General features: G+C 71.9%; 23 protein-coding genes. 12 read left to right on the plus strand and 11 right to left on the minus strand.

What is annotated here, in order from left to right:
- Window positions 1-12: 12 nt before the first annotated feature.
- Genes BLS56_RS05985 through hemE form a run of 4 tightly spaced genes read right to left on the minus strand, consistent with a single transcriptional unit; the run spans window position 13 to window position 4,472 of the window.
- Complete coding sequence (locus tag BLS56_RS05985; protein ID WP_091449266.1) at window positions 13-1,248, minus strand: CoA transferase; 1,236 nt, start codon at window positions 1,246-1,248, stop codon at window positions 13-15.
- A gap of 44 nt (window positions 1,249-1,292) precedes the next feature.
- Window positions 1,293-1,985 carry a hydrogen peroxide-dependent heme synthase gene (hemQ, locus tag BLS56_RS05990; protein WP_091448929.1) on the minus strand — a complete coding sequence of 231 codons (693 nt, stop codon included), beginning with the start codon at window positions 1,983-1,985 and terminating at the stop codon, window positions 1,293-1,295.
- A gap of 22 nt (window positions 1,986-2,007) precedes the next feature.
- Window positions 2,008-3,408, minus strand: a complete 1,401-nt coding sequence (gene hemG, locus BLS56_RS05995) for a protoporphyrinogen oxidase (protein ID WP_091448930.1) — start codon at window positions 3,406-3,408, stop codon at window positions 2,008-2,010.
- On the minus strand, window positions 3,405-4,472 hold the full coding sequence (hemE, locus tag BLS56_RS06000; RefSeq protein WP_091448931.1) for a uroporphyrinogen decarboxylase: 1,068 nt from the start codon (window positions 4,470-4,472) through the stop codon (window positions 3,405-3,407). The genes hemG and hemE overlap by 4 nt, the downstream gene beginning before the upstream one ends.
- A 164-nt stretch (window positions 4,473-4,636) precedes the next feature.
- Between hemE and BLS56_RS06005 the strand changes: the two genes are divergently transcribed.
- Genes BLS56_RS06005 through BLS56_RS06015 form a run of 3 tightly spaced genes read left to right on the plus strand, consistent with a single transcriptional unit; the run spans window position 4,637 to window position 6,550 of the window.
- The gene (locus BLS56_RS06005) at window positions 4,637-5,191 is read left to right on the plus strand and encodes a DUF3000 domain-containing protein (RefSeq protein WP_091448932.1); all 555 of its coding nucleotides are present in this window, start codon (window positions 4,637-4,639) and stop codon (window positions 5,189-5,191) included.
- 11 nt (window positions 5,192-5,202) lie between these two features.
- A complete protein-coding gene (locus BLS56_RS06010) occupies window positions 5,203-5,574 on the plus strand; it encodes a hypothetical protein (RefSeq protein ID WP_139190536.1) in 372 nt (123 codons plus the stop codon).
- Between the two features lie 40 nt (window positions 5,575-5,614).
- Complete coding sequence (locus BLS56_RS06015; RefSeq protein WP_091448934.1) at window positions 5,615-6,550, plus strand: type 1 glutamine amidotransferase family protein; 936 nt, start codon at window positions 5,615-5,617, stop codon at window positions 6,548-6,550.
- Window positions 6,551-6,773: 223 nt separating this feature from the next.
- Here the strand turns inward: BLS56_RS06015 and BLS56_RS06020 are convergent, their stop codons facing one another.
- Both BLS56_RS06020 and BLS56_RS06025 read right to left on the minus strand, forming a co-directional pair.
- Window positions 6,774-7,208: a type II toxin-antitoxin system VapC family toxin gene (locus BLS56_RS06020; protein ID WP_091448935.1), complete on the minus strand. Its 435-nt coding sequence runs from the start codon at window positions 7,206-7,208 to the stop codon at window positions 6,774-6,776.
- A gap of 41 nt (window positions 7,209-7,249) precedes the next feature.
- The gene (locus BLS56_RS06025) at window positions 7,250-9,700 is read right to left on the minus strand and encodes a M14 family zinc carboxypeptidase (RefSeq protein ID WP_407640494.1); all 2,451 of its coding nucleotides are present in this window, start codon (window positions 9,698-9,700) and stop codon (window positions 7,250-7,252) included.
- A gap of 778 nt (window positions 9,701-10,478) precedes the next feature.
- Here BLS56_RS06025 and BLS56_RS06030 point away from each other — a divergent pair.
- The 3 genes from BLS56_RS06030 (at window position 10,479) to BLS56_RS06040 (ending at window position 13,060) form a co-directional block, all read left to right on the plus strand.
- A complete protein-coding gene (locus BLS56_RS06030; RefSeq protein ID WP_035282988.1) occupies window positions 10,479-11,195 on the plus strand; it encodes a response regulator in 717 nt (238 codons plus the stop codon).
- A gap of 97 nt (window positions 11,196-11,292) precedes the next feature.
- The gene (locus BLS56_RS06035) at window positions 11,293-12,537 is read left to right on the plus strand and encodes a ribonuclease D (RefSeq protein ID WP_228771416.1); all 1,245 of its coding nucleotides are present in this window, start codon (window positions 11,293-11,295) and stop codon (window positions 12,535-12,537) included.
- 163 nt (window positions 12,538-12,700) lie between these two features.
- A complete protein-coding gene (locus BLS56_RS06040) occupies window positions 12,701-13,060 on the plus strand; it encodes a hypothetical protein (protein ID WP_091448937.1) in 360 nt (119 codons plus the stop codon).
- A gap of 3 nt (window positions 13,061-13,063) precedes the next feature.
- Here BLS56_RS06040 and BLS56_RS06045 read toward each other — a convergent pair whose 3' ends face one another.
- Entirely contained in the window at window positions 13,064-13,525 is a 462-nt protein-coding gene (locus BLS56_RS06045; protein ID WP_091448938.1) for a nitroreductase family deazaflavin-dependent oxidoreductase, read from the minus strand.
- Window positions 13,526-13,650: 125 nt separating this feature from the next.
- Between BLS56_RS06045 and BLS56_RS06050 the strand changes: the two genes are divergently transcribed.
- The 5 genes from BLS56_RS06050 to BLS56_RS06070 all read left to right on the plus strand — a co-directional run bounded on the left by BLS56_RS06050 (window position 13,651) and on the right by BLS56_RS06070 (window position 19,454).
- Entirely contained in the window at window positions 13,651-14,328 is a 678-nt protein-coding gene (locus BLS56_RS06050) for a TetR/AcrR family transcriptional regulator (protein WP_091448939.1), read from the plus strand.
- A 114-nt stretch (window positions 14,329-14,442) separates the two neighbouring features.
- Entirely contained in the window at window positions 14,443-15,672 is a 1,230-nt protein-coding gene (locus tag BLS56_RS06055; RefSeq protein WP_091448940.1) for a thiolase family protein, read from the plus strand.
- On the plus strand, window positions 15,672-17,780 hold the full coding sequence (locus tag BLS56_RS06060) for a 3-hydroxyacyl-CoA dehydrogenase NAD-binding domain-containing protein (RefSeq protein ID WP_091448941.1): 2,109 nt from the start codon (window positions 15,672-15,674) through the stop codon (window positions 17,778-17,780). The genes BLS56_RS06055 and BLS56_RS06060 overlap by 1 nt, the downstream gene beginning before the upstream one ends.
- Before the next feature lie 88 nt (window positions 17,781-17,868).
- A complete protein-coding gene (locus tag BLS56_RS06065; RefSeq protein WP_091448942.1) occupies window positions 17,869-18,615 on the plus strand; it encodes a DUF72 domain-containing protein in 747 nt (248 codons plus the stop codon).
- 14 nt (window positions 18,616-18,629) lie between these two features.
- Window positions 18,630-19,454 carry a DUF72 domain-containing protein gene (locus BLS56_RS06070; RefSeq protein WP_228771417.1) on the plus strand — a complete coding sequence of 275 codons (825 nt, stop codon included), beginning with the start codon at window positions 18,630-18,632 and terminating at the stop codon, window positions 19,452-19,454.
- Here the strand turns inward: BLS56_RS06070 and BLS56_RS06075 are convergent.
- Window positions 19,435-20,562 carry a sensor histidine kinase gene (locus BLS56_RS06075; RefSeq protein WP_091448943.1) on the minus strand — a complete coding sequence of 376 codons (1,128 nt, stop codon included), beginning with the start codon at window positions 20,560-20,562 and terminating at the stop codon, window positions 19,435-19,437. The two genes, BLS56_RS06070 and BLS56_RS06075, sit on opposite strands and share 20 nt — an antisense overlap.
- Complete coding sequence (locus tag BLS56_RS06080) at window positions 20,559-21,284, minus strand: response regulator transcription factor (RefSeq protein ID WP_228771418.1); 726 nt, start codon at window positions 21,282-21,284, stop codon at window positions 20,559-20,561. Before BLS56_RS06080 ends, BLS56_RS06075 begins: the two co-directional genes overlap by 4 nt.
- Window positions 21,285-21,309: 25 nt before the next feature.
- Here BLS56_RS06080 and BLS56_RS06085 point away from each other — a divergent pair, with 25 nt between their 5' ends.
- Complete coding sequence (locus BLS56_RS06085) at window positions 21,310-21,990, plus strand: class II aldolase/adducin family protein (RefSeq protein WP_324187500.1); 681 nt, start codon at window positions 21,310-21,312, stop codon at window positions 21,988-21,990.
- A 10-nt stretch (window positions 21,991-22,000) separates the two neighbouring features.
- Here the strand turns inward: BLS56_RS06085 and argJ are convergent, their stop codons facing one another.
- Both argJ and dxs read right to left on the minus strand, forming a co-directional pair.
- Entirely contained in the window at window positions 22,001-23,155 is a 1,155-nt protein-coding gene (argJ, locus tag BLS56_RS06090; protein WP_091448945.1) for a bifunctional glutamate N-acetyltransferase/amino-acid acetyltransferase ArgJ, read from the minus strand.
- Window positions 23,156-23,241: 86 nt separating this feature from the next.
- Window positions 23,242-25,167 (minus strand): 1-deoxy-D-xylulose-5-phosphate synthase, encoded by a 1,926-nt coding sequence (gene dxs / locus BLS56_RS06095; protein ID WP_091448946.1) that lies wholly within the window; start codon window positions 25,165-25,167, stop codon window positions 23,242-23,244.
- Window positions 25,168-25,323 lie beyond the last annotated feature (156 nt).

A 25,323-nucleotide genomic window follows, 5' to 3' on the forward strand; every position in this document is an offset into this window, starting at 1 on the left:
GGCTTTCGCGTCTCACCACCAGGCGGGCGGATCGCCGCCAGGGGTTCGCGGGCCGTGGTCCCAGCGCGGCGGCGACCCGGGAAGCGTTCCAGGGAACCGAACATGCCGAACGGTTCCGAATGGACTGTCCATTTGGGACAAATAGGCGTCTACCGGCTTCCCGTGCTCAGCCGACTCGACGCGGCCGAGCCGGTCGAGCCAGTGCGCGGTGCGGGCCAGCGAGACCCGCACGTGCCAGGTCCCGCCCGCGGCGGCGCGGCGGCGCAGCGCGGTCAGCACGCCGTAGGCGGCCAGCCAGCCGGTGCCGTGGTCCAACGCCTGCGCGGGCAGCGGAACCGGCTGGTCCACACCGTCGCGGTGCGCGATCCCGGTCGCGAGCTGGACCAGGCTGTCGAAGCCGCGCCGGGTGCGCCACGGTCCACTGTGGCCGTACGCGGACAGGCTCACCAGGATCTTCCCCGGCGGCAGATCATTCGACCCGAAGCCCTTGCCCGGCAACGAGTCCGGCCGGAAAGACTGGACCATGACGTCGGCGTCGGCCAGCAGCCCGCTCAGCGCCGACCGGCCTTCCGGCGAGCGAAGGTCGAGGTGGCAGGTCCGCTTGCCGAACCCGGTGTCGATCACCGCGGCGGGCACGGCGGGCAGGTGCGCCGCGCCGACGTGCAGCACGTCCGCGCCGTGCGCGGCCAGGGTCCGGCCGCACACCGGGCCCGCGATCACATGGGTCAGCTCCAGCACTCGGACCCCGGCCAGCGGCCGGTCGGCGCGCGGCAGGGGCCGCGCGGGCCCGTCGCCGATCCGCTCGACCGACACCAGCGGCTCCGCCGCGACGGCCGCGCCCTGCGGGTGCGCCCGCCAGTCCCCCGGCGAGCGCAGCGCCGCCGCCGCGCCACCGGCGGCGAGCACGGCGGCCACGACCACCGCGGCGGGCAGCGTGGCCACCTCGCCCGCCACGTCATCGCCCAGCGCGGTCCGCACGGCCGCCTCGTGGTGCGGGTAGTTGCAGTGCAGCCGCACCCAGCCGTCGGCGGCCCGGTAGTCGCCCGACAGCGGGGCCCACATCTCGCCGGGGAACGCGCCGTCCACGCGCAGGTGCCGCTCGCTGCGGAACGCTTCCGCGGCGTGCCGGACGTCGACCGAGACCGGGCCCGGGTCCGTGCCGCGCTCGCGCAGCAGCTCCCCCGCCGCGGCGGTGACCCGCCCGACGCACCAGGCCGCGGCGTGCGCCACCCGGTACGGCCCGGCCATGACCCGCTCGTCGCCGACCAGCTCGACCCCGGCCGAGCCCGCCGTCACGGCAGGTTGGCGACCAACTCGGCCGCGGGCACCCGGGTGCCGGTGTAGAACGGGATCTCCTCGCGCACGTGCCTGCGCGCCTCGGTGCCGCGCAGGTGGCGCATCAGGTCGACGATGCGGTGCAGCTCGTCGGCCTCGAAGGCCAGCAGCCACTCGTAGTCGCCCAGGGCGAACGACGCGACGGTGTTGGCGCGCACGTCCGGGTAGTCGCGGGCCTCCTTGCCGTGGTCGGCGAGCATCTTGCGGCGCTCGTCCTCGGGCAGCAGGTACCACTCGTAGGACCGCACGAACGGGTACACGCAGACGTACTTGCGCGCCTCTTCGCCCGCGAGGAACGCCGGGATGTGGCTGCGGTTGAACTCCGCGGGCCGGTGCAGCGCGACCTGGCTCCACACCGGCGTCGACGCCCGGCCCAGCGCGGTGCGGCGGAAACCGGTGTAGGCGGCCTGCACCTGCTCGATCTCCTCGGCGTGCCACCAGATCATGTAGTCGGCGTCTGCGCGCAGCCCGGCGAGGTCGTACACCCCGCGCACCACGACCCCCTTGCCTTCCAGGGCGTCGAGGTACTCGGCGGTCTCGGTCGCGGCCGGGCCGCGGTCCTCGGGCAGCGCGCCCGGCGTGATCCGGAAGACCGACCACATCGTGTAGCGGATGGTGTCGTTGAGCTCGGCGTAGTTCAGGCGGGCCATGACGTCATCGTCCCATTCATTCTCACTGGCTTACAGAAGACAACAGGTGGGCGGCGATCCGGCGGGCGGCCGCGTCGCCGGTGCCGACACAGGCGGGAATGCCGACCCCGCGCAGGGTCGCGCCCGCGACGGCGAGGCCGGGCTCGTCCGCGACCGCGCGCTCGATCTCGGCGACCAGGCCGGTGTGGCCGACCGCGTACTGCGGCAGGCCGCCGCCCCAGCGGGTGACCACCGCGTCGATGGGCGGCGCGGTGACCCCGGTCAGCTCCACCAGGTCGGCGCGGACCAGCCGCACGAGCTCGTCGTCGTCGGCGCGCAGGGCGCCGGGCTCGCCGTGCCTGCCAACCGAGCCGCGCACCACCACAGCGTCCTGTCCGAGATGGGCCCACTTGCTCGCGGAGAACGTGAACGCCTTGACCGCGAACGGCGAGCCGTCCAGCCTGCGCTCCCGCGTGCCGAGCAGCACGCCCGAGGTGCCGGGCAGGTCCGCGCCAGCGGGCAGCGCCAGCGCCACCACGGCCATCGACGCGACCTCGACCCGGCCGTACGCGGCGGCCGCGGCCGGGACCACCCCGTCGAGCAGCTTGCGCGCGGCGGGTGCTGGGACGGCCAGCACCACCGCGTCCGCGGTCAGGGCCTCCCCCGTGCCCAGGGTGAGCCGCCAGCCGCTGCCCGCGCGTTCCAAGCCGCGCACAAGCGTGTTGAGCCGGATGTCGGCGGCGCGGGCGAGCCGATCGACCAGGGTTCCCAGCCCGGCCGCCAGCGTCCCGAACACGGGCTGGCCGGTGGGGGCCGGCACGACGGCGGCGGCGGCTTCGGTGAGGCTCTTGGCGCCCGCGTCGAGCGCCGCGGCGATGCCGGGCATGGTGGCGCGCAGGCCGAGGCCGTCGACGCCGCCCGCGTAGACGCCGCCGAGCAGCGGGTCGACCAGCCGGTCGGTCAGCTCGTCGCCGAACCGTTCGCGCAGCAGCGGGCCGAGAGCGGCGTCACCCGCCAGGTGGACCGGCGGCAGGGCGGACTCCTCGGCGACGCGGCGCGCGCCGTCGGCGGAGAGCAGGTCGGCGACCGCGGCCGGGTCGGCGGGCACGCCCATCACCGTGCGGCCGGGGATGTGCCGGGTCACCCCGCCCGCACGGACCGTGGACCGCGCCCCGGTGGGGTGGACCACGTCCCCGGCCATGCCCAGCTCATCGAGCAGCGCGGTCACCTCTGGCCTGCGGACCAGGTACGCCTCGGCGCCCACGTCGTAGCGCAGGCCCGCGAGGTCGACGGTGCGGATCTTGCCGCCGACCCGGTCGGTCTGCTCCAGGACGGTGATCCCCGCGTCGATCCCGGTGTCCCGGCCGAGCAGGACCCGCAGCCGGTGCGCCGCGACGAGGCCGGAGATCCCGCCGCCGACGACCGCAACGCGCACCGGGCTCACCGGCCCGGCGTCAGGCCGTGCACGAACTCGACGGTCCGGGTGATCACGTCGGGGTCGGTGTCGGGGAGCACCCCGTGGCCCAGGTTGAAGATGTGCCCGCGCGCCCCGCGGCCCTCCTCGACGATCCGGGCGGCCTCGCGGCGCACCACGTCGTCACCGGCGAACAGCACGGCCGGGTCGAGGTTGCCCTGCACGACCGCGTCCGGGCCGAGGCGGCGGACGGCCTCGTCCAGCGGGGTGCGCCAGTCGACGCCGACCACGTCCGCGCCCGCCTCGCGCATCGCGCCGAGCAGCGCCGCGGTGCCAACGCCGAAGTGGATGCGCGGCACACCGGCGTCGGCGAGGCCGCCGAGCACCTTGGCCGAGTGCGGCAGGACGAACTCGCGGTAGTCCTTGAGCGACAGCGCGCCCGCCCACGAGTCGAACAGCTGCACCGCGTCGACCCCGGCGGCGATCTGCGCGCGCAGGAACGTCAGGGCGGTGTCGGCGAGCCGGTCGAGCAGCGCGTGCCAGGTCTCCGGGTCGGCGTACATCAGCGCCTTGGTGCGCTCGTGGTTGCGGCTCGGGCCGCCTTCGACCAGGTAGGACGCCAGGGTGAACGGCGCGCCCGCGAACCCGATCAGCGGCGTCTCGCCGAGCGCTGCGGTGAGCAGCCGCACGGCCTCGGCGACCGGCTCGACCTGCTCGGCGTCCAGCACCGGCAGCGCGGCCACGTCAGCGGCCGAGCGGACCGGGCGCGCGACGACCGGGCCGGTGCCCGCGACGATGTCCAGGTCGACCCCGGCGGCGACCAGCGGCACCACGATGTCGCTGAACAGGATCGCGGCGTCCACGTCGTGCCTGCGCACCGGCTGCAGGGTGATCTCGCGGACCATCTCCGGGTCGAAGCAGGCCGCCAGCATTCCGGTGCCCGCCCGCAGCGCGCGGTACTCGGGCAGCGAGCGACCCGCCTGCCGCATGAACCACACGGGCACCCGGGACGGGGTGTCGCCGCGCGCGGCGGCGAGGAAGGGGGCGCTCGGCAGGCTCCGACGGGGGGCGGCCGAGGTGATGAGGTCAGTCATGGCCCCGCCATCGTCCCACGGGTCGGGAGGCGCGCGTGCGACGATGGTCTTACTCGGACGTGGGTCACACGCGACAGGTCGACGCTGGGTCGCGTATTCCACCGTGACAGCCATCGGCGCGCCGTACCGGCTCACTGACTCGGGTGGTCCTACAGTTACGAGTTGTGACCGGAACAGCGCCTGAACTCTTCACCCAGGCCGTCGAGGCGCTGAAGTCGCTGCGACCTCGACCGGAGCTGCAGCTCGCGGAGGTCCGCCCGCCGCAGCGGCTGGCCCCGTGGGCGTTCGCCCTCACCGCGGAAGCCACCGGTCCGGCCGAGGTCCTGGCCACCGGAAGACTGATCCTGCTGCACGACCCGGAAGGCCAGGAAGCCTGGGACGGCGTCCTGCGCGTCGTGGCCTACGTGCGCGCGGAACTGGACGCGGAACTCGCCGACGACCCCCTGCTGCCCAGCGTCGGCTGGTCCTGGCTCACCGACGCCCTGGAGGCGTCCGGCGCGGCCTACACCGCCCTGGGCGGCACGGTCACCGACACGTCCTCGGCCCGCTTCGGCGACATCGCGGGCCCAGCCCGCACCGACGACCTGGAACTGCGCGCGTCCTGGACCCCGCGCGGCCCCCTGGCCCCGCACGGCGAGGCGTTCTGCGACCTGATGGCCAGCGTCGTCGGCCTCCCCCCGGTCGGCGTGGCGATCTTCGGCCAGCGCAAGAGCGATTAGGCTCCGCTCCCATGCGTATCGCGTGCCTGGTAATGGCCGGGCTGAGCTTCGTCGCCACGGTGGTCCTGCTGCTCGTCCCCATCGAGACCGTCAAGAACGCGGCCAAGGGCGGCTCCGGCATGGCCGGTTTCGTCGCGGTCCTCGTCGCGGCGCTGAGCTGCGCGTTGCTGACGATCGCCTGGATGATCGGGGCCGTCGCCTTCCGACCGACCGGCCCACGCAGGCAGACCACGCCGTCCGGTCCCACCGGATACCCGCCCGCGCCCCAGCCCGGCCCCTCGGCCTACCCGGCCCAGCCGGGCTCCGCGCCCTACGCGGCCCACCCGCACACCGGCCCGCAGCCGCTCGCGGGCCAGCCGCAGCAGTGGCCCCCGCAGTCCTGATCAGCGGATTTCTGTCGGTGGCCGGGTTTAGTTTCCCGGCATGAACACCTACCTGTACGTCCTCGACACGCTCGCCGACTGGGAACCGGGCTTCGTCACCGCCGAGCTGAACTCCGGCCGCTACTTCGCCGAGCCCGGCGCCACCCGCCCAGTGCTGACGGTCGGCGCGACACGCGCCCCGGTCCGCACGATGGGCGGCCTGACACTCGTCCCCGACCTGACCGTGGACGAAGTGGACCCGGCAACCGCCGCCATCCTGATCCTGCCCGGCGCGACCACATGGTCCGCCCCCGAACACCGCCCCGTGCTCGACCTGGCGGCCCGCTTCCTCACCGAGGGCGTCCCCGTGGCCGCCATCTGCGGCGCGACCATCGCCCTGGCCGAATCGGGCCTGCTCGACACCCGCAAACACACCAGCAACGACCCACACGCCCTGGCCGCATTAGCCCCGTCCTACCAAGGCACAGAGCACTACGTCCCGGCCCCAGTGGCCACCGACGGCGACTTGATCACCGCCAGCGGCCTGGCCCCCCTGGAGTTCGCCCACGCCATCCTGCGCAAACTCGACGTCCTGACCCCCGACGCCCTCACCGCTTGGCACAACCTGAACACCACCCGCACAGCAGAGCACTACTTCGCCCTGATGGCCGCCATCCCCAACCCGCCTAACCAACACACCACCCCGACCAGTACCCAACAGAAGCCCGACAGCACACCAACCCCCGAGCGCCCGCCCGTGCTCAACGGGACGGAGGAGCGCGCCCACCCCTGCCAGACCGAACCGAGGCTCGCCCATCGCGCGATGCGGTGGCGCAAGAAGCAGGAGCAGCAAACCCCCCACCCAAAGCCGCACCCCGCCCTGCCAGGTGCTCGATGGGGTGGAGCAGCGAACCCGACCCTCTGCCAGGCCAGCAAGCGCCCGCCAAGTGCTCGATGGGGTGGAGTGGTTTCTTTGGGGGTGAAGGAAGATCCCTAAACTTGCCGTGGTCGTGGGGCCGAAGGCTCCCCACCCGTCTTTCCCCGCGACGGGATCTTCCTTCGTAGGGGCCCCGAAGAAACCACTCCACCCCATCGAGCCAACCCAACCCAGCCCCCACGAACCCCATCAAGCCCAACGCCTCACCGCACGTCAATGGCAAGCCACCGCTGGGCAGGCCACGCCACCACCCCGGCAAACCGGTGACAACCGCACACAGCCATCAGCCGCGCTGAACGCCAGGCGCGGCACAACGCAGCCCATTGCGCTGCCCGGCATCGGCCATTCGGTCGTCGTAAGTGATCAGCAAGTCGACGTCCAGCAGCATCGCCGCCGCGACATGGATGGCGTCCAACGAGCGCAGCCGGTTCGGGTTGAGCCGTTGGCTGAGACTGACGACCTCGTCCCCGACCGGCTGCTCCGCGACACCGGACATCGCGTCGTCCACGAAGTCCGCCGCGTCCGCGTACCCCAGGTCGAACCGCACCCGGATAGCCCGGCTGACCTCGATCGACGCCAGCCGCGATGACAGCAACACGGCGTTGTCCTCGATGTGGTCACGCAGCGCGGCCCGCAGCGGCCCGGACTCGGCTTCCTCGATGATCCGTTTGAGCAGGGCGCTGCTATCCAGGTAGGGCGCGCGGCACCCGGGGCGCACCTCCAGCGTGGTGGCGACGCCCCGGGGCCGGGAACGTCAGGTCAGCGGCGTTCCTTCGCGGTCCGGGCCGAGCGGAGGCAGACGTCGCCGACGTCGGTCGTCTGGCCGCGGTCCACGTACACCTCGGCCAGCCCCACCAGCTTGCCGCGCTTGTCGCTGCAGGTCAGGGTGTAGGGCTCTTTCGGACCGTAGGTGGCGGGCAGCGGCGAGGCGAACTCCACCCGCATGTTCGACCAGTCGTCAGCCGCGGCGGGGTCGGCCTGCGAGTAGTTGACCATCACCGCCGTGTAGTCCCCAGCCGGCGGGTCCAGCAGGACGGCCCGCTCGGAGTTGGCGCCGCTCCCCGCCGACGACGTGACCAGGTTGCCCGCCGCGTCGAACACATACAGGTCCCAGTCGGTCTCCGCGGAGCCCCAGCCGACCGACACGGTCAGCTTCCCGTTGTCCACGGCAGGCAAGCCGTCCACGTGGAACGGGATGCTCTCCGCGGTCGGGTCGTTCGGGAAGTCGGTGTTCACCGCCGGAATCCCGGCCGGGTTGGCCAGGGCGAACGCCTCCTGCGGCGGCCCCTGCGGGTTTCGCCCGTAGCGTCCGGCGACGTAGGGCCGGGTCGACGGATTGACCGCCCAGGCGAACCGGCCGCCGGTCGTGGCCAGCTCCGAGGTGAGCGTGTCCGCCACGTAGATCGGCTCGCCGGTCGAGCCGTCCGGGGCGATGACCGGGGAGGTCGGCGTCTGGAACGACTTGCGCAGTCGCAGCTTGTACCCCTTGGGCGCGGAGCCGATCAGAGTCGAGTGCGCGGCCGGGTCCGCCGCGTTGGCCAGCATGTCGATGAACGCCTGGCGGTTGCCGCCCTTGCCCGCGCCAGCGGCGGGCGCGAGGCCCGCGTACTCGGCGACCACACCGGTCTCGAAGGGCGGGTGGAACTCGTCGGGGCCTACCTCGAAGGTGAAGCCGTAGCCGCCGGTCGCGAAGTACGACCAGTCCTCTGTCCCCCCGGTCGTGTCGTAGAGCTGCCACGACGGCTTGCTGGCGTACCCGTTGCGGGAGGCCATCTTGTCGCCGAGTGCCTTGTACGCGGGCTCGTCGAGCGGCGGGCGGACGTCGGCGACGCCTGGCACGCGCAGCACCAGGTTCGAGTAGGTGTGCAGGGTGATCAGGTTCGTCACCTGGCGGGTGGACACGACCGAGCGGACGTTGCGCGTCTCGGGCTCGGAGAACGGCCCGGAGCCGCGGAAGGTGTCGCTGCTCCAGGTCGCAGACGCGCCCGCGCCGCCCCAGAAGCCCGCGTAGTTGCGGTTGGGGTCGGTGCCGCGCACCCGGCCGCCCGGGTTGGCCGCGCAGACCCCGGTGCGCAGCTCCTCCGGGGAGTCCGTCGGGTTGCAGTTCTTGCGCTTCATCTCGTAGTCGAACCGGGTGAAGTCGCCCTTGGGCTCGGCTTCCCGGGAGATGGAGAACCCGTCGGGGTTGACGATCGGGACGACGATGTTGCGGGTCTTGCCGACCAGCGACCGGATCTCCCCGCCCGCCTGGTAGCCCTTGACCAGCTCGTGCGCCCACTCCATGGCGTGCTCACCGGCAGGCCACTCCCGGGCGTGGTGAACGCCCATGGTGAAGTTCACGGCCTTGCCGTCGGCGGTGTTGTCGACGTTCGCGGCGATCTCCACGCCGACGACGTCGCGGCCCTCCCAGGTGAGGTTCGGCAGCGTGAACGCCTTGACCAGGCCGGGGTTGGCCCTGGCCAGCTGCTTCATCTCGTAGTCGTAGTCGTAGAGGTGCCGGTAGGAGGTGCGGCCGGAGGGCAGGGCGGACGCGGTGACCGCGGCCGCGTACTCCCGGTCGCGCTTGGCGTTGGCGACGGACTTCGCCGAGATGTCGGCCTGCACGACCGTCGAGCGCATCCCGCTGTCGGCGAGGACTTCGCGGTCGGCGTCGCCGGAGATCACGACCTCGACCCCGGTGGCGTCGGCCTTCTCGGTCACGTCGAGGCCGAGGGCGAACAGCCGGTCCTTGTGCTGCTTGGTCGGCGTCTCCACGCGCACGATGTCGGCTTGCCCGGACTGCTGCCCGGCCACGGTGTCGACGGCCAGGAAGTCCACGCCCAGCTTGACCGTGCGCGACGAGCCGGAGTACCGGCAGGCCTGGACGACGAGGCGCTGCCCCTTGGCCACGAAGCTCTCGGCCAGCTCCACACTGCGCAGCGCGGCGGACGCGGCGACCACTGCCCCGGAGTCCTGGTCGAACACCGCGACGTCCCAGTCGCCGGAGCCCGCGCCGTGCGGGGTCAGCCGGGCCTGGACGATGCCGTCCACGCTCGCGGTCACCTCGCGCCGGTCGACGCCCTTGCCGCCCGGGGGCAGCAGCGCGCCGAAGCACGGCCGGGCGACGTCCCGGTCGGCGCTCAGAATGTTGTCCGCCGCGGCGGCGGTGTTCCCGGTGGCCGTGGTGAGACCGAGGACGACCGCCCCGCTGAGTCCGATCGCGGCGGCTATCCGCCACGCCGGTAAACGTCCCCCGGACGCCTTCCCTGCCCGCTCCGCTGAACTCACGGCCGCACCCCTCCCACACCGTCGTCCCCGCACCCGTCCGCGCACCGCCGTCCGGCGGCTGACCAACAGCGCGACGCTAGCCACCGGCGCGCAAGAGCGGGCCGGTTAACCGTTACCGGTTGCCACGCGCGGCCAGGTTCACTCGAAGAGCCCACGACGGTATTCGGCCATGAACCGGGCGCGGACCCAGCCTGTCCGACAAGTGGACAGGCGGAAATTTTTACCTTTTGCCAGTTAGAGTTCCGAGGCTCCCGCTTCACCCCGGGAGCGTTGTCTCCGGAGCGGAGAGTCCCCGAAGGCGACGTCTTGCGTCGAAAAGTGACGTAGAGCACTATTCGGGGCGGCGTCGAGGCGGGGTGCCAGGCCGGAATCAGGGCCGCCGCGCGGCTGAAAGGCCGCCGCACCTGCCGACGAGCGGAATCGGCCGCGTGTCGCCGGACACATGCCGCCCCCAGGTCCAGCGCTACCCGCGACTCTGTTTCATCGCGTAGCGAGTCCAACTCGTTACGTCACCGATCGGTGACTCACCCGATCGTGTGACCGACACCCCCCTGAGTCACAACCCGATCGGATACTTACCCGATTGATCGTCCCGCTAACCCGCTTGGGCGGCTAGGCTTCCTCCGTCGACACCACTTTCGGTCCAACGGCGGCGCGGCTGTTTGGTCGAAAGTCCCAGTGCCGGTCGGGGGGCAACGACCGACTCCAGGGAGGTAGTGACGTGGCTGCCGTCGGCTTAGGTCAGGCCGTTCGAACCACGCCAGCCGGCTCTTTGCCGGCGAACATGGTCCCGCACCCGCGGGAGGAGCTGTTCTCAGTGCTGGTGGTCGACGACCACCCACTGTTGAGGGAGGCGATAGCTGCTCGGCTCACGCAGATGGGCGCGGGCACAGTGCATGAGGCCGCCACGGTGGCCGAGGCGAGGGCGCGCGCACAGGCCACCGGCCCGTGCGATCTCGCGATCCTCGATCTCGGACTGCCCGACGGCAGTGGGATCGAGCTGGTCACGGAGCTGCGCAGCCACGGTTGGCCGCGCATCGTCGTGCTGGCTTCTTCCGACGACCCGTACGCCGTTCGATCGGCCTTCCAAGCGGGCGCCCAGGCGTACCTGCTGAAGTCCGCGTCGCCGGTGGTCGTGACCGACGGGGTTCGGCGAGTGCTCGAAGGCGGCGTCTACGCCGACCCGAGCGTCGCGCCGGTCCTCGCCACGGGAACCCGGGTCCCCGGCACCGACAACACCCCGCGTGAGCTCTCGGCTCGCGAGGTGGAGGTGCTCCAACTGGTCGCGGACGGCCAGTCCAACAAGGAGATCGGCGAGGCGCTGAACCTTTCGGCGCTCACGGTGAAGTCGCACCTGTCGCGGATCGGCCGGAAGCTGGGCACCGGCGACCGGGCGCAGATGGTCGCCCTGGCCATGCGGGCAGGCGTCATCCGATGACAACAGCAGTCGTGTGGCTGGGCTGGGCATGGCCCAGCCACACGACTGCTGCTGATCTCCGACGGAGGTCACCGCTCGTGCCGTAGGGTCATCGGCCGTGACTACCCCCGGAACAGGACCCACACCGCCAGATCCGCCTGCTCCGGTGCTGCTCACCGAACCGGCGGAAGGCACCCCTGACGTCGTCACCGACCTGAGCGCCCTGGACCGGGCGTCCCGGCGCATCGCCGAAGGTCGCGGACCGATCGCCGTGGACACCGAGCGGGCCTCCGGCTACCGGTACTCCCAACGCGCTTACCTGGTTCAGGTCCGCCGAGAAGGCGCGGGAACCTTCCTCGTCGATCCCGTCGCCGTGGACGACCGGGTCGACTCCCTGATCGATGCGCTCACCGCCGACGAGTGGGTGCTGCACGCCGCGTCCCAGGACCTCCCCTGCCTGGCCGACCTCGGCCTGCGGCCTGCCCGGCTGTTCGACACCGAGCTCGCGGGCAGGCTCGCGGGCTTCGAGCGGGTCGCCCTGGGCACCCTGGTCGAGCTGCTGCTGGGCTACCGGCTGGAGAAGGGCCACGGCGCGGCGGACTGGTCGCGCAGACCGCTCCCGGTCGACTGGCTGAACTACGCGGCCCTCGATGTCGAGCTGCTGATCCAGCTCCGCGACGCGCTGGAAGACGAGCTGCGCGCCCAAGGGAAGCTGGAGTGGGCGCTGGAAGAGTTCGAGGCGCTGCGCACCGCCGACCCCGCCCCGCCGCGCAAGGAGCCGTGGCGGCGCACCTCCGGCATCCACAGCGTCCGCACCCCGCGCGGCCTCGCCGCCATCCGCGCCCTGTGGGAGACCCGCGACGCGATGGCCCGCGAGCGCGACATCGCCCCCGGCCGCGTGCTCCCCGACAGCGCCATCATCCAGGCGGCCTCGGTCAACCCCGCCGACGAGCAGGCCCTGCTGCAGCTGCCGGTCTTCAAGGGCCGCGCCCAGCGGCGGCTCGCGGGCTCCTGGATGCGCGCCCTGCGCACCGCGGCCCAACTCCCCAAGGCCGAGCTTCCCGACCCCTCCCCGCCCGCAGACGGCCCGCCGCCCGCCAACCGCTGGGCCGACAAGGACCCGGAGGCCGCCGCGCGCCTGGCCGCCGCCCGCGCCGCCCTGGCCAAGATCGCCGAGGACAACCGCCTCCCGGTGGAGAACCTGCTGCAGCCGGACCTGCTGCGCCGCACCTGCTGGCAGCCCCCGGCGGACCTCGACACGGACTCCGTCGCGCACACCCTCCGCGCGGGCGGCGCCCGAGAATGGCAAATAACCCTAACCGTCGACGCGGTAAGCACAGCCCTCAAGACAACAGCGGGCTGACCAGCCAGAACACGATCGAGCGAACCGTCTATCCCGGGATTGATTCTTGCGTCTACCCTGGGATAGATCTTCCTTCGAGAACGTTTGACAGCCGTGGGGAAATTGGGCTCACGCTGGGGAGATAGGGAGGGCGGCTGAGAACGTGAAGACTTACCACGCTGAAGTGACCCGCGACGGGAAGTTCTGGTTCATCCGCGTCCCGGAGATCGACCGCTCGACCCAGGCTCTCCGCTACAAGGACGTGCCCACCATGACGATCGCCCTGATCCAGGTTGTGACCGGGCTGTCCCAGGATGAGTACGACCTGCGCGTGGAGGTGCGCCTGCCCGACGCGGTTCGGGATCACCTGGGGCGGGCGGAGGCGCTGCGCGAGGAAGCGGCGCGCAAGCAGTCGGAGGCCGCGGCGGAGGCGCGCGCGGCGGTCCGAGAACTTCTCGCCCAGGGGTTGTCGCAGCGTGAGGCGGGAGAAGTTCTCGGACTGTCGTTCCAGCGCGTCAACCAGCTTGTGAAGACAGCGACCTAGGGCTTAGGGCTCGATCGTCAGGCGGAAGATCGGGTGGTTCGGGGCGGCCGCGCGCAGTTCCTCATCGGTGGACTTGGGGCCGACGCCGTCGAAGAAGGCGCCTACTTCCCAGGCCCAGCGCTTGAGGTAGGCGCGCAGCAGGGCGGGCTTGGCCTCGTCGGGCAGTTCGATGGCGGTGAAGCGCTGGACCTTGTCGCCGAGGCGGAGTTCGCCTTCGCCCGCGGCGCGGAGGTTGCGGACCCACTGGGTGTGCCCGCGCGGGGCCACCAGGTACTGCTCGCCGTCGAAGGTGAGCAGGTTGACCGGGGTGGTGCGCATCTCGCCGCTCTTGCGGCCGCGCACCGACAGCACGCGCGAGCCCCAGACGTTGACGCCCCGGCGGACCAGGAAGGCGACGAAGGCGTCCATGCGGATCGCGCGGACGAAGCGCCCCGGGCGCAGGTAGCGGGGCTGGGCACTGGTCATGACATCCTCCGAGAAAAGAGAGAGCAGTGCTCTCGGTCGGGATCAGTGAACCGCACGGCCAGGCCCGCGTCAAGAGCACTGCTCTCGTATTTGTGCAGCGCTCCGAACGGAGGCACACTGCCTCTATGAGCACTCCGTCTCCGAACGCGGGCCGGACCGCGCGCGACCGCGCCCGGGCCGAGCTGACCCGCGAGATCAAGGAGGAAGCCCGGCGCCAGCTCGCGACCGACGGCGCCCACCGGCTCTCCCTGCGCGCGGTCGCACGCAGCTTGGGCATGGTCTCCTCGGCCCTCTACCGGTACTTCCCCAGCCGCGACGACCTGCTGACCGCGCTGATCATCGACGCCTACGACGCGCTCGGCGCCGCCGTCGAGGAAGCGGCGCGCACCGGCTCACCGCGGGCGCGGTGGCGCGCGGCGGCCCACGCGGTCCGGAACTGGGCGCTGGCGCACCGGCACGAGTACGCGCTCATCTACGGCTCCCCGGTCCCCGGCTACCAGGCGCCCCAGGACACGGTCGTGCCCGCGGGCCGGGCACCGCTGACGCTGGTCGAGATCGCGCGCGACGCCCCGGACACCGAGGTGCCGCCCGTGGTGGGCGAACAGGTGGCGCGAATCCGCGAACTCGTCGCCTTCGACATCGCCCCGGGCGCCCTCGCCCGGGTGATGGTGGCCTGGACGCAGCTGTTCGGCATGGTCAACTTCGAGCTGTTCGGCCAGCTCGTCGGCACAGCGGACCCGGCGGACGAGTTCTTCGACTACGCCGTCGCGCGCATGGCCGAGTTCGTCGGGCTTCCCGACTGAAGGCCACGGGATGTGAGCCACACCATAGGGGCGCAAAGGTAGTTACCCGCCGGTAACAAGCGGTAGGCTAAGCCTTGTTACCGATTGGTAGCCCAAGAGTCTAAGGAGCACCCCGTGGCCGCACCCGCTGCTTCCGCAGCCGCGCGCGCCGTTCGGAACGTGGTCTTCGTCGACGGCGTGCGGACGCCGTTCGGCAAGGCAGGCCCGAAAGGCATCTACGCGGAGACGCGCGCCGACGATCTCGTCGTGAAGGTCATCCGTGAACTGCTGCGCAGGCACCCCGAGCTGCCGCCGGAGCGCGTGGACGAGGTCGCCATCGCCGCGACGACCCAGATCGGCGACCAGGGGCTGACCATCGGCCGCACCGCCGCGCTGCTCTCCGGGCTGCCGAAGTCGGTGCCCGGCTACGCCATCGACCGGATGTGCGCTGGCGCGATGACCGCGGTCACCACCAGCGCCAGCGGCATCGCGTTCGGCGCGTACGACGTGGTGATCGCGGGCGGGGTCGAGCACATGGGCCGCCACCCGATGGGCGAGGGCGTCGACCCGAACCCGCGCATCGTGGCCGACAAGCTGGTCGACCCGACCGCGCTGGTCATGGGGCAGACCGCGGAGAACGTGCACGACCGCTACCCGCAGCTGACCAAGCAGCGCTGCGACGCCTACGCCGCGCGCAGCCAGGAGAAGTACGCCGACGCGGTGAAGGCGGGCAAGATCGGCCCCGAGCTGGTCCCCGTGTCGACCCGCTCCGCCGAGCTGGGCTGGGGCCTGGCCACCGAGGACGAGCCGCCGCGCCCGGGCACCACCGTGGAGCAGCTGGCGAGCCTCAAGACCCCGTTCCGGCCGCACGGCCGGGTCACCGCGGGCAACGCGGCCGGTCTCAACGACGGCGCGACCGGCTGCATCCTGGCCGAGGAGGAGACCGCCCGCGAGCTCGGCCTGCCGGTCGGGATGCGCCTGGTCGGCTTCTCCTTCGTCGGCGTCGAGCCGGAGGTCATGGGCATCGGCCCGGTCCCGGCCACGGAGAAGGCGCTCAAGCGCGCCGGGCTGACCATCGACGACATCGGCCTGTTCGAGCTGAACGAGGCGTTCGCCGTGCAGGTGCTCGCGTTCCTCGACCACTTCGGCATCGCCGACGACGACCCGCGGGTCAACCAGTGGGGCGGCGCGATCGCCTGCGGGCACCCGCTGGCGTCCTCGGGCGTGCGGCTGATGACGCAGCTGTCCCGCCAGTTCGCCGAGCGCCCGGACGTGCGCTACGGCCTGACCTCGATGTGCATCGGCATCGGCATGGGCGGCACCGTGATCTGGGAGAACCCCAACTGGAACGGGGGCGACAACTGATGCTGACGCAGGAGCAGGCCGAGAAGGCCTTCCCGGACGAGGTCGTCACCAAGGCGGTCACTCGCCTGGTGAAGGTGCCCGGCCTGGCCAAGCCGGTCGCGCTGATCACGATCGACAACGGCCACGACCACACCCGGCCCTCGACCTTCGGGCCGCAGAGCCTGGTGAGCCTCAACGCCGCGCTGGACGAGGCGTTCGCCGCCGAGCCCGCCGCGATCGCGGTCACCGGCAAGCCGTTCATCTTCGCCGTCGGCGCCGACCTGTCCGGCGTCGAGCAGATCTCCGACCGGGCGACAGCGCTGGACATCGCCCAGACCGGGCACGACGTGTTCCGCCGGTTCACCGAGTCGGAGATCCCGACCTTCGCCTTCGTCAACGGCGCGGTCATGGGCGGCGGGGTCGAGCTCGCGCTGTCGTGCCACTACCGCACCCTGTCAGACAACACGGCCGCGATCGCGCTGCCGGAGGTCTTCCTCGGCCTGTTCCCCGGCTGGGGCGGCACGCAGCTGCTGCCGAACCTGATCGGCCCGGACGCGGCCGTGACGGTGATCTTCGAGAACGCGCTGAGCCAGAACCGGATGCTCAAGCCCAAGCAGGCGCACGAGCTGGGCATCTTCGACCGGCTGCTGGGGTCGGCGGACTTCCTGGAGCAGTCGCTGCTCTGGGCGGCCGACGTCGTCAACGGCAAGGCGACCGTCGAGCGGCGCGAGATCGACCGCGGCGCGGAATGGGACGCGGCGGTCGAGCGGGCCAAGGGCATCGTCCACGGCAAGACCAAGGGCGCCTCGCCCGGCGCGCTCAAGGCGCTGGAGCTGCTGGAGCTGGCCAGGGAGAACGACCTCGACCGCGGCTACGCCGCCGAGACCGAGGCGCTGGCCGACGTGCTGATGACCGACCCGCTGCGGGCCGGGCTGTACTCGTTCAACCTGGTGCAGAAGCGGGCCAAGCGCCCGGCAGGCGCGCCGGACAAGTCGCTGGCGCGCAAGGTCGGCAAGGTCGGCATCGTCGGCGCGGGCCTGATGGCCAGCCAGATGGCGCTGCTGTTCGTCCGCCAGCTCAAGGTGCCGGTGGTGCTCACCGACATCGACCAGGCGCGCGTGGACAAGGGCGTGTCCTACGTGCACGCCGAGGTCGACAAGCTCGCCGCCAAGGGCCGGGTCTCCGCCGACGGCGCGAACCGGCTCAAGGCGCTGGTGAGCGGCTCGCTGGACAAGGCCGCGTTCTCCGACGCGGACTTCGTCATCGAGGCCGTGTTCGAGGAGCTGGGCGTCAAGCAGGTGGTCTTCGCCGAGGTCGAGGAGCACGTCAGCGCGGAGTGCGTGCTGGCGACCAACACCTCGTCGCTGTCGATCACCGAGATGGCCGCGAAGCTCAAGCACCCCGAGCGCGTGGTCGGCTTCCACTTCTTCAACCCGGTCGCGGTCATGCCGCTGCTGGAGATCGTGCGCGCCGAGCAGACCGACGACGCCACCCTGGCGACGGCGTTCGCGGTGGGCAAGTCGCTGAAGAAGTCGTCGGTGCTGGTGAAGGACGCGCCCGCGTTCGTGGTCAACCGGCTGCTGACCCGGTTCATGGGCGAGGTCGTCAAGGCGATCGACGAGGGCACCCCGTTCGAGGTGGCCGACCGCGCGGTGGAGCCGCTTGGCCTGCCGATGAGCCCGCTGGTGCTGCTGCAGCTGGTCGGCGCCCCGGTGGCGCTGCACGTGGCCGAGACGATGCACAACGCGTTCCCCGACCGCTTCGGCGTGTCGGAGAACATGAAGCGCTTCGTCGCCGCGGGCAAGACCGCGGTGTGGACGTGGGACGACGCGGGCAACCAGACCGTCGACCCCGAGGTCCAGGCGCTCTGGGAGTTCGGCTCGGTCGAGCTGACCGGCGAGCAGGTCCGCGCCCGGGTGCTGGAGGGCGTGGCCGAGGAGATCCGGATCATGCTCGACGAGGGCGTGGTCGCCGAGGCGCAGGACATCGACCTGTGCATGATCCTCGGCGGCGGCTGGCCGTTCTGGCTGGGCGGCATCACCCCGTACCTGGACCGCGCGGGCATCTCGGAGAAGGTCAACGGCAAGCCGTTCCTGGCTCCCGGCGTGGCGTCGGTCCCGACCGCGTAAGAGCTTTGCCTCGGGAAGCCCTCGACGCGCGTGCGCGCCGGGGGCTTCCCGTTCTGCGGGACTTGATCGACTGTTGCACCATCGAGTGATGATCAAGACCGGGCGGGTGCGGATCGGGACGTCGGGGTGGGTCTATCCGGAGTGGCGGAAGGTCTATTACCCGCCGGGTCTCCCGCACCGGCAGGAGCTGCCGTACCTGTCCCGGCGGGTCGACACCATCGAGATCAACGGGACGTTTTACGGCCCCCGCAAGCCCGCGGATTTCCGGCGCTGGCGCGACCTGGCGCCGGACGGGTTCGTGTTCGCGGTCAAGGGGCCGCGGCTGGTGACGCACGTGCGGCGGCTGCGGTCGGCAGAGGAGCCGGTGGCGGAGTTCTTCGGCTCGGGCGTCCTGGAGCTGGGCGAGAAGCTGGGCCCGATCCTGTGGCAGGTCCCGGCGTCGCTGCGGTTCGACCCCGAGGTGCTGGGCGGGTTCCTGCGGGTGCTCCCCCGCGACCAGCGGCACGCGCTGGAGGTGCGGCACCCCAGCTTCGCCCGCGACGAGGTCGCCGACCTGCTCGCCGCGCATGGCGTTGCCCTGGTCGTGTCCGACAGCCCGGGCGTCTGGCCGAGCCTGCTTACCGACACCGCGGACTTCGCTTACCTGCGCCTGCACGGCGACACCGAGCTGTATAAGAGCGCCTACAGCGACACCGCCTTGGACCTCTGGGCGGACCGTGTGTGCCGGTGGCGGCACGAGCGGGACGTCTATGTGTACTTCGACAACACCATGGCCGCCGCCGCGCCCGGCGACGCCGAGAAGCTGGCGGGCCGTGTGCGGGCGGCGGCCGCGTAACCGACGATGAAGAGGTGACAGGAAGGGTCTGGATCGGAACGTCCGGGTGGCTCTATCCGCCGTGGCGCGGGACGTTCTACCCGAAGGGCCTGCCGCAGCGGCGGGAGCTGGAGTACCTGTCGCGGCAGGTGGGATCGATCGAGATCAACGGCTCGTTCTATTCGCTGCAGCGGCCGGAGAGCTACCGGCGGTGGCGGGACGAGACGCCGGAGGACTTCGTGTTCTCGGTGAAGGGCCCCCGGTTCATCACGCACATGAAGCGCCTCAAGGACTCCGACACGCCGTTGGCGAACTTCTTCGCGTCCGGTGTGCTGGCGCTGGGCGCGAAGCTGGGGCCGGTGCTGTGGCAGTTGCCGGAGAACTTCAAGTACGAACCGGACGTCCTCGCCGAGTTCTTCCACGCCCTGCCACGCACCACTGAGGAAGCCGCCGCCCTCGCCAAGCGGCACGACGAGCGCATGGACGGTCGACAGTGGACCGAGACCGACGCCGACCGGCCGCTGCGGCACGCGATGGAAGTGCGCAATCCCGCTTTCGCGAACCGCGAGTTCGTGGACCTCTTACGGGACAACAACATTGCTCTTGTCGTCGCGGACACCGCCGGGAGGTGGCCTTACCTGGACGACGTGACAGCCGACTTCGTCTATGTCCGCCTGCACGGCGACAAGGAGCTGTACGCCAGCGGTTACACCGATTCCGCCCTGGACTCTTGGGCTAAGAAGGTCAAGAAATGGCGTAGAGCCGGGGACGTGTACGTCTACTTCGACAACGACATGAAGGTGAAGGCCCCCGGCGACGCCCAGTCCCTCGCCCGGCGCGTCACGAAGTCGGGAAAGTGACCGTGACGCGCAAACCGCCGCCCGGCACCGGTTCCGCGCTTACCGTGCCGCCGTGAGCCCTGGCTACCGCGCGCACGATAGACAGGCCCAACCCGGTTCCGGTGTGCGATGTGCGGTCCACACCGCCGCGGCGGAAAGGCTCGAAAAGCTCCGCGACGCGTTCCGGCGGCACGACCGCGCCCGACGAGGCGACCTCCAGCGTCGACCACTGTGGCCCGCAGGACGTGCGGACCTCGATCCATCCGCCGTCCACGTTGTGCCGCACGGCGTTCTCCAGCAGGTTGCCCGCCACCCGTTCGAGCAGGGCGGCGTCGCCGACCACGCTGGCGTGCCCGTCGTGGAAGCGGGCCGTGATGCCCCGGCGCTCCGCCTCGGCGCGGGCCGAGCGCCACGCGCCCGCCACCACCGCGGGCAGGTCGACCGGGCCGGTGGCGCCGACGCCGAGGCCGTCGGTGCGGGCCAGCACCAGCAGGGCCTCGACCAGCTCGCCCGCGCGCAGGGTCGCTGCGCGGACCACCTCGGCCATCCGCCGCAGCTCGGCCACGTCGGCGTCCGGGTCGGCGAGGGTCACCTCCAGCTCGGTGCGAATCACCGCCAGCGGGGTGCGCAGCTCGTGGCTGGCGTTGGCGACGAACTGCCGCTGCGCGGAGAACGCCGCCTGCAGCCGGTCCAGCATCGCGTCGAAGGTGTCGGCCAGCTCGGCGACCTCGTCCCGCGCGCCCTGGTGCCCGATGCGCTCGCCCAGGGACTCCACCGACAGCCGGTGTGCGGTCGCGGTGACCTCGCGCAGCGGGCGCAGGACCCGGCCGGTGACCGCCCAGGCCAGCAGCGCGGTGGCCAGCACGACGCAGACGAAGGCCACCGAGCCCGCGAGCAGCACCCGGTCCCGCGCGTCCCGCGCCAGCGCCTCGGCCAGCTGCTCGGCGGCCACCCGCACGCCGCCCACCACGACCGTGCTGCCCTCAGGCAGCGACGGCACCGAGGCGGCCACCCCGCCCGCCAGCAGCCAGGCCAGCCACAGCAGCAGCACGCTGACCGCGGCCACGAGCCCGGTGGCCAGCAGCGTGACCTTCGCGCGCAGGCCGATGCCGCGCCTGCGGTCGGTCACCCCGCGCCGCTGTCCTGTCCACCGACACCGCTCTGCCCAGCGGAGCCGCCGCGCTCGCCGACGGTCGGGGAGACCCGGTAGCCGGAGCCGACCACGGTGTCGATGACGCCGGGCTCGCCGAGCTTCTTGCGCAGGGTCATCACCGTGACCCGCACCGTCGTGGTGAACGGGTCGGCGTTCTCGTCCCAGACCCGCTCCAGCAGCTCCTCGCTGCTCACCACCGACCCGCGCGCGGCGAGCAGCACCTCCAGGACGCCGAACTCCTTGCGGGTCAGCTCCACCGGCTTGCCCGCCCGGGAGACCGTGCGGCGCGCCGGGTCCAGCTCCACATCGCCTGCGACCAGCACCGGCGGGGTCACCGGCGTGGCCCGCCTGGCCAGCGCGCGCACCCGCGCGACCAGCTCGGGGAACGCGAACGGCTTGGCCAGGTAGTCGTCCGCGCCCAGCGACAGCCCCTCCACCCGGTCGGCGACCGCGTCGCTGGCGGTGAGCATCAGCACCCTGGTCAGCGCGCCGGAGGCGACGATCTCGCGGCAGAGCTGGTCGCCGTGCATCCCGGGCAGGTCCCGGTCGAGCACCACGACGTCGTACCGGGTGATGGTGGCCTTCTCGTGCCCTTCGTCACCGTCCAGGGCGACGTCGACGGCCATGCCCTCCCGCCGCAGGCCGCGCGCGACGGCCTCGGCGAGGGCTTCCTCGTCCTCCACGATCAGAATCCGCACCACACAAAGGTGCCACACCCTCGGGGTGAGCGTCCCGATTGGGCATGATCGAGCCATGATGCTGCGCGCGTTGCGGGAACAGGTGGCCACCGCGTCCCGGCGGCTGGCGGCCGAGGGACTGGTCCTGGGCACGGCGGGAAACGTCAGCGCCCGCCAGGGCGACCTCATCGCGATCACCCCGACCGGCGCGCGCCTGGCCGACCTGCGCGCGGAGCTCATCACCGTGATCGACCCCGGCGGCGAGGTGGTGGAGGGCACGTTCGCGCCCACCTCCGAGCTGGACCTGCACCTGGGCGTCTACCGGCGCTACCGAGCCGGGGCCGTGGTGCACACGCACGCGCCGATGGCCACCGCGCTGTCGCTGGTCTTGGACGAGCTGCCGTGCGTGCACTACCAGCTCATGGAGCTGGGCGGCACCGTCCCGGTGGCCCCGTACCGGACGTTCGGGACCACCGAGCTCGCCGAGGCTGTGCTGGCCGCGCTGGACGGGCGGACCGCGGCGCTGATGGCCAACCACGGCGGCATCACCCACGGCCCGGACCTCGACGCGGCGCTGTCGCGCACGCTGCTGCTGGAGTGGGGCTGCGAGCTGTACTGGCGGGCCGCCACTCTCGGCGTGCCGCGCACCCTCGACCGCGCCCAGCGCGCCGACTACGAGCGCCAGGTCGCGGCCAAGGCCTACGGCACGGTCCGCAGGCTCCCCTGAGACGCCCGGCTCAGGTCGTGTAGTCGGCGTTGATCCGGATGTACCCGTCGGTCAGGTCGCAGCCGTAGACGGTGAACGCGCCGTCGGCGATGCCCAGGTCGACGGTGATGACCACCTCGTCGCCCTTGAGGTGCCTGGTCGCCGCGGCCAGGACCTCCTCTGTCGAGGGAACCGGGTAGGTCTCCACGTCGCCGAACCGGATCACGACCTTCGTCGGGTCGATGTCCAGGTCGTCCTCGCACTTGCCCACGGCCATGGCCACCCGGCCCCAGTTCGGGTCGGCGCCGTGGACAGCGGTCTTGACCAGCGGCGAGTTCACCACGGTCTTGCCGACCCGTTTGGCCTGCGCGTCGTCGCGCGCGCCGAGCACCCGGACCTCGATGAGCTTGCTGGCGCCCTCGCCGTCTGAGGCGATCAGCCGCACCAGGCTCAGCGCCACCTCGTGCAGCGCGGCCTCGAACTCGGCGACGTCGACCGGCCCGGCCGCGCCGTTGGCGAGGATGGCCGCGCTGTCGCTGGTGGAGGTGTCGGTGTCGATGCTCAGCGCGTTGAATGTGCGGTCCATCACCCGCCGGAACACCTGGTCCAGCACCGGCTGGTCCAGTTCGGCGTCGGTGAAGAAGAAGGTGAGCAGGGTCGCCATGTTCGGCTCGATCATGCCGACGCCCTTGGCGACCGCGGCGATGGTGGCCGCGCCGCAGCGCAGGACCGCGTGCTTGGCCACCGTGTCGGTGGTCATGATCGCGCGCGCGACCGCGGGCAGGTGGGCCTCCGGCAGCGGCCACGGCAGCCGGGTCAGCCCGGCCCGAACCCGGTCCATCGGGTACTGGCGGCCGATCACCCCGGTGGAGGCGATCAGCAGGTCGTCGGGGTCGAACCCGCCTGCCTCGGCGACTCGGGCGCGGACCTCACGCGCGTTGGCCAGCCCTTCGTCGCCGGTGGCGACGTTGGCGTTGCGGGAGATCACGACGACCCCGCGCGCGGCGCCCGACGCCGCGGCTTCCCGGCTGAGCAGGACGCTCGGGCCAGCGAACCGGGACCGGGTGAACACCGCCGACACCGCGGCGGGCGTCTCGGAGACCACGACCGCGAAGTCGTCGGCGTCGTCCTTGACGCCCAGGTTCGTCGTCCAAGCGCGAAAACCCTTCGGACCCGGTGACGCCACAGCAGGCTCCTTCCGCCGCACGCATGAATAGCCGAATACTTATTCAGCCGTACACATAATCATACCGTGCGGCGGAAGGGCCCCCGCTAGTTCAAATCCCGGTCTTGGGCGAGCACGCCCGCGGTCGGCTGGCTGATCAGGTCCGAGGCCCACCCGGTGACCCGCAGCGCCACATCCTGCGCGGTGAGCCCGAGCCGGACCAGGACCTCGTCGCGGGTGCCGTGGGTGTGGAACTCGTTGGGGATGCCCAGGTCGCGCAGCGGCACGTCGACGTTGGCGTCGCGCAGCAGCGCCGCGAGCGCCCAGCCGAACCCGCCGTGCCTGCCGCTGTCCTCGACCGTGACGACGAGCCGGTGGCCCGCGGCCAGCCCCGCCAGCTCGCCCGGGACCGGGGCCACCCAGCGCGGGTCGGCCACGGTGACCCCGATGCCCTGGTCGGCCAGCCGCTCCGCGGCCGCGAGCCCGAGGGCGGCGAACGAGCCGACCGTGACCAGCAGGACATCCGGGCTCTCGCCCTCGGCCGGGCGGCGCAGCACGTCGACCGAGCCGAGCCGCTCGACCGCGGCGATGTCCTCGCCCACGGTGGCCTTCGGGAACCGCAGGACCGACGGGCCGTCGTCGATGGCGACCGCCTCGCGCAGCTCCTCGCGCAGCGTCGCCGCGTCGCGCGGGGCGGCGATGTGGATGCCGGGGATCACCCCGAGGATCGACAGGTCCCACATGCCGTGGTGGCTGGGGCCGTCCGGGCCGGTGACACCAGCCCGGTCGAGCACCACGGTGACCGGCTGCTTGTGCAGGGCCACGTCCATCAGCAGCTGGTCGAAGGCGCGGTTGAGGAACGTCGAGTAGATCGCGACCACCGGGTGCAGGCCCGCCATCGCCATGCCCGCCGCCGAGGTGATGGCGTGCTGCTCGGCGATGCCCACGTCGAAGCAGCGGTCCGGGAACCGCTCGGCGAACGGGGCGAGGCCGGTGGAGCGCAGCATCGCCGCGGTGATCGCCACCACGTCCTCGCGCTCGGCGCCGATCTTGGCGAGCTCGTCGGCGAACACCGAGGTCCACACGGTGCCCTTGGACTTGCGGGGCTTGCCGGTGACCGGGTCGATCGGGTCGGTCTGGTGCATCTGGTCGAGCTCGTCGTTCTCGGCCAGCGGGTAGCCGTTGCCCTTGCGGGTGACCACGTGCACGATCACCGGCCCGCCGAAGTCCTTGGCCCGGCGCAGCGCGCCGTCGAGGACCTCGAAGTCGTGGCCGTCGACCGGGCCGAGGTACTTCAGGCCCAGGTCCTCGAACATCGCCTGCGGGCTCAGCGCGTCCTTGATGCCGCGCTTGGCGGCGTGCAGCGCGGCGTAGAGCGGCTTGCCGACCACGGGGGTGCCCTGCAGGACGCGCTTGCCGCCCTCCAGCGCGCGCTCGTAGCCGGGGCGCAGCCGCAGCGAGGCGAGGTGGTCGGCGAGGCCGCCGATCGTCGGGGAGTAGGAGCGGCCGTTGTCGTTGACCACGATGACGACCGACCGGTCGGTGCCTGCGGCGATGTTGTTCAGCGCCTCCCAGCACATGCCGCCGGTCAGCGCGCCGTCGCCGACCACGGCGACCACGCTGCGCCGCTCGCCGCGCAGCTCGAAGGCCTTGGCCAGGCCGTCGGCGTAGGACAGCGCGGTGGAGGCGTGGCTGTTCTCCACCAGGTCGTGCTCGCTCTCGTCGCGGCACGGGTACCCGGAGATGCCGCCCTGCTGGCGCAGGTCGTCGAACGCGTCGCGGCGGCCGGTGAGGATCTTGTGGACGTAGCCCTGGTGGCCCACGTCGTAGATCAGCGGGTCGTGTGGCGAGTCGAACACCCGGTGCAACGCGATCGTCAGCTCGACGACCCCGAGGTTGGGGCCGAGGTGGCCCCCGGTCCTGGTGACCTTGTCAACCAGGAACGACCGGATCTCGACGGCCAGCCGATCCAGCTCGTCGGCGGTCATCCGCCGCAGATCGGCCGGTCCGTGCACAGACTCCAGCAGGGTCACGCGTCGTCACCTCGTCCTGTGGTCAAACGGCTGGTCTCCTGCTCTGGGCCGAGTTCTCGCCACTAACCGGCTCGATCCAGACCTCGATCCAGTCTACGAGTGGCGGAAGGCCGCCACTCGGAGGCGTCGCCCACATCCGCACAATCGGCGCAATCC

Origin of the sequence: Actinokineospora iranica (genome assembly GCF_900101685.1) — a bacterium.
Taxonomy (GTDB): domain Bacteria; phylum Actinomycetota; class Actinomycetes; order Mycobacteriales; family Pseudonocardiaceae; genus Actinokineospora; species Actinokineospora iranica.

Bases quoted from the DNA above. Each gene is read 5' to 3' on its own strand.
- BLS56_RS05985 (WP_091449266.1), bottom strand. From the start codon at position 1,248: ATGGCCGGGCCGTACCGGGTGGCGCACGCCGCGGCCTGGTGCGTCGGG.
- hemQ (WP_091448929.1), bottom strand. From the start codon at position 1,985: ATGGCCCGCCTGAACTACGCCGAGCTCAACGACACCATCCGCTACACG.
- hemE (WP_091448931.1), bottom strand. From the start codon at position 4,472: ATGACTGACCTCATCACCTCGGCCGCCCCCCGTCGGAGCCTGCCGAGC.
- BLS56_RS06010 (WP_139190536.1), top strand. From the start codon at position 5,203: ATGCGTATCGCGTGCCTGGTAATGGCCGGGCTGAGCTTCGTCGCCACG.
- BLS56_RS06015 (WP_091448934.1), top strand. From the start codon at position 5,615: ATGAACACCTACCTGTACGTCCTCGACACGCTCGCCGACTGGGAACCG.
- BLS56_RS06045 (WP_091448938.1), bottom strand. From the start codon at position 13,525: ATGACCAGTGCCCAGCCCCGCTACCTGCGCCCGGGGCGCTTCGTCCGC.
- BLS56_RS06050 (WP_091448939.1), top strand. From the start codon at position 13,651: ATGAGCACTCCGTCTCCGAACGCGGGCCGGACCGCGCGCGACCGCGCC.
- BLS56_RS06060 (WP_091448941.1), top strand. From the start codon at position 15,672: ATGCTGACGCAGGAGCAGGCCGAGAAGGCCTTCCCGGACGAGGTCGTC.
- BLS56_RS06065 (WP_091448942.1), top strand. From the start codon at position 17,869: ATGATCAAGACCGGGCGGGTGCGGATCGGGACGTCGGGGTGGGTCTAT.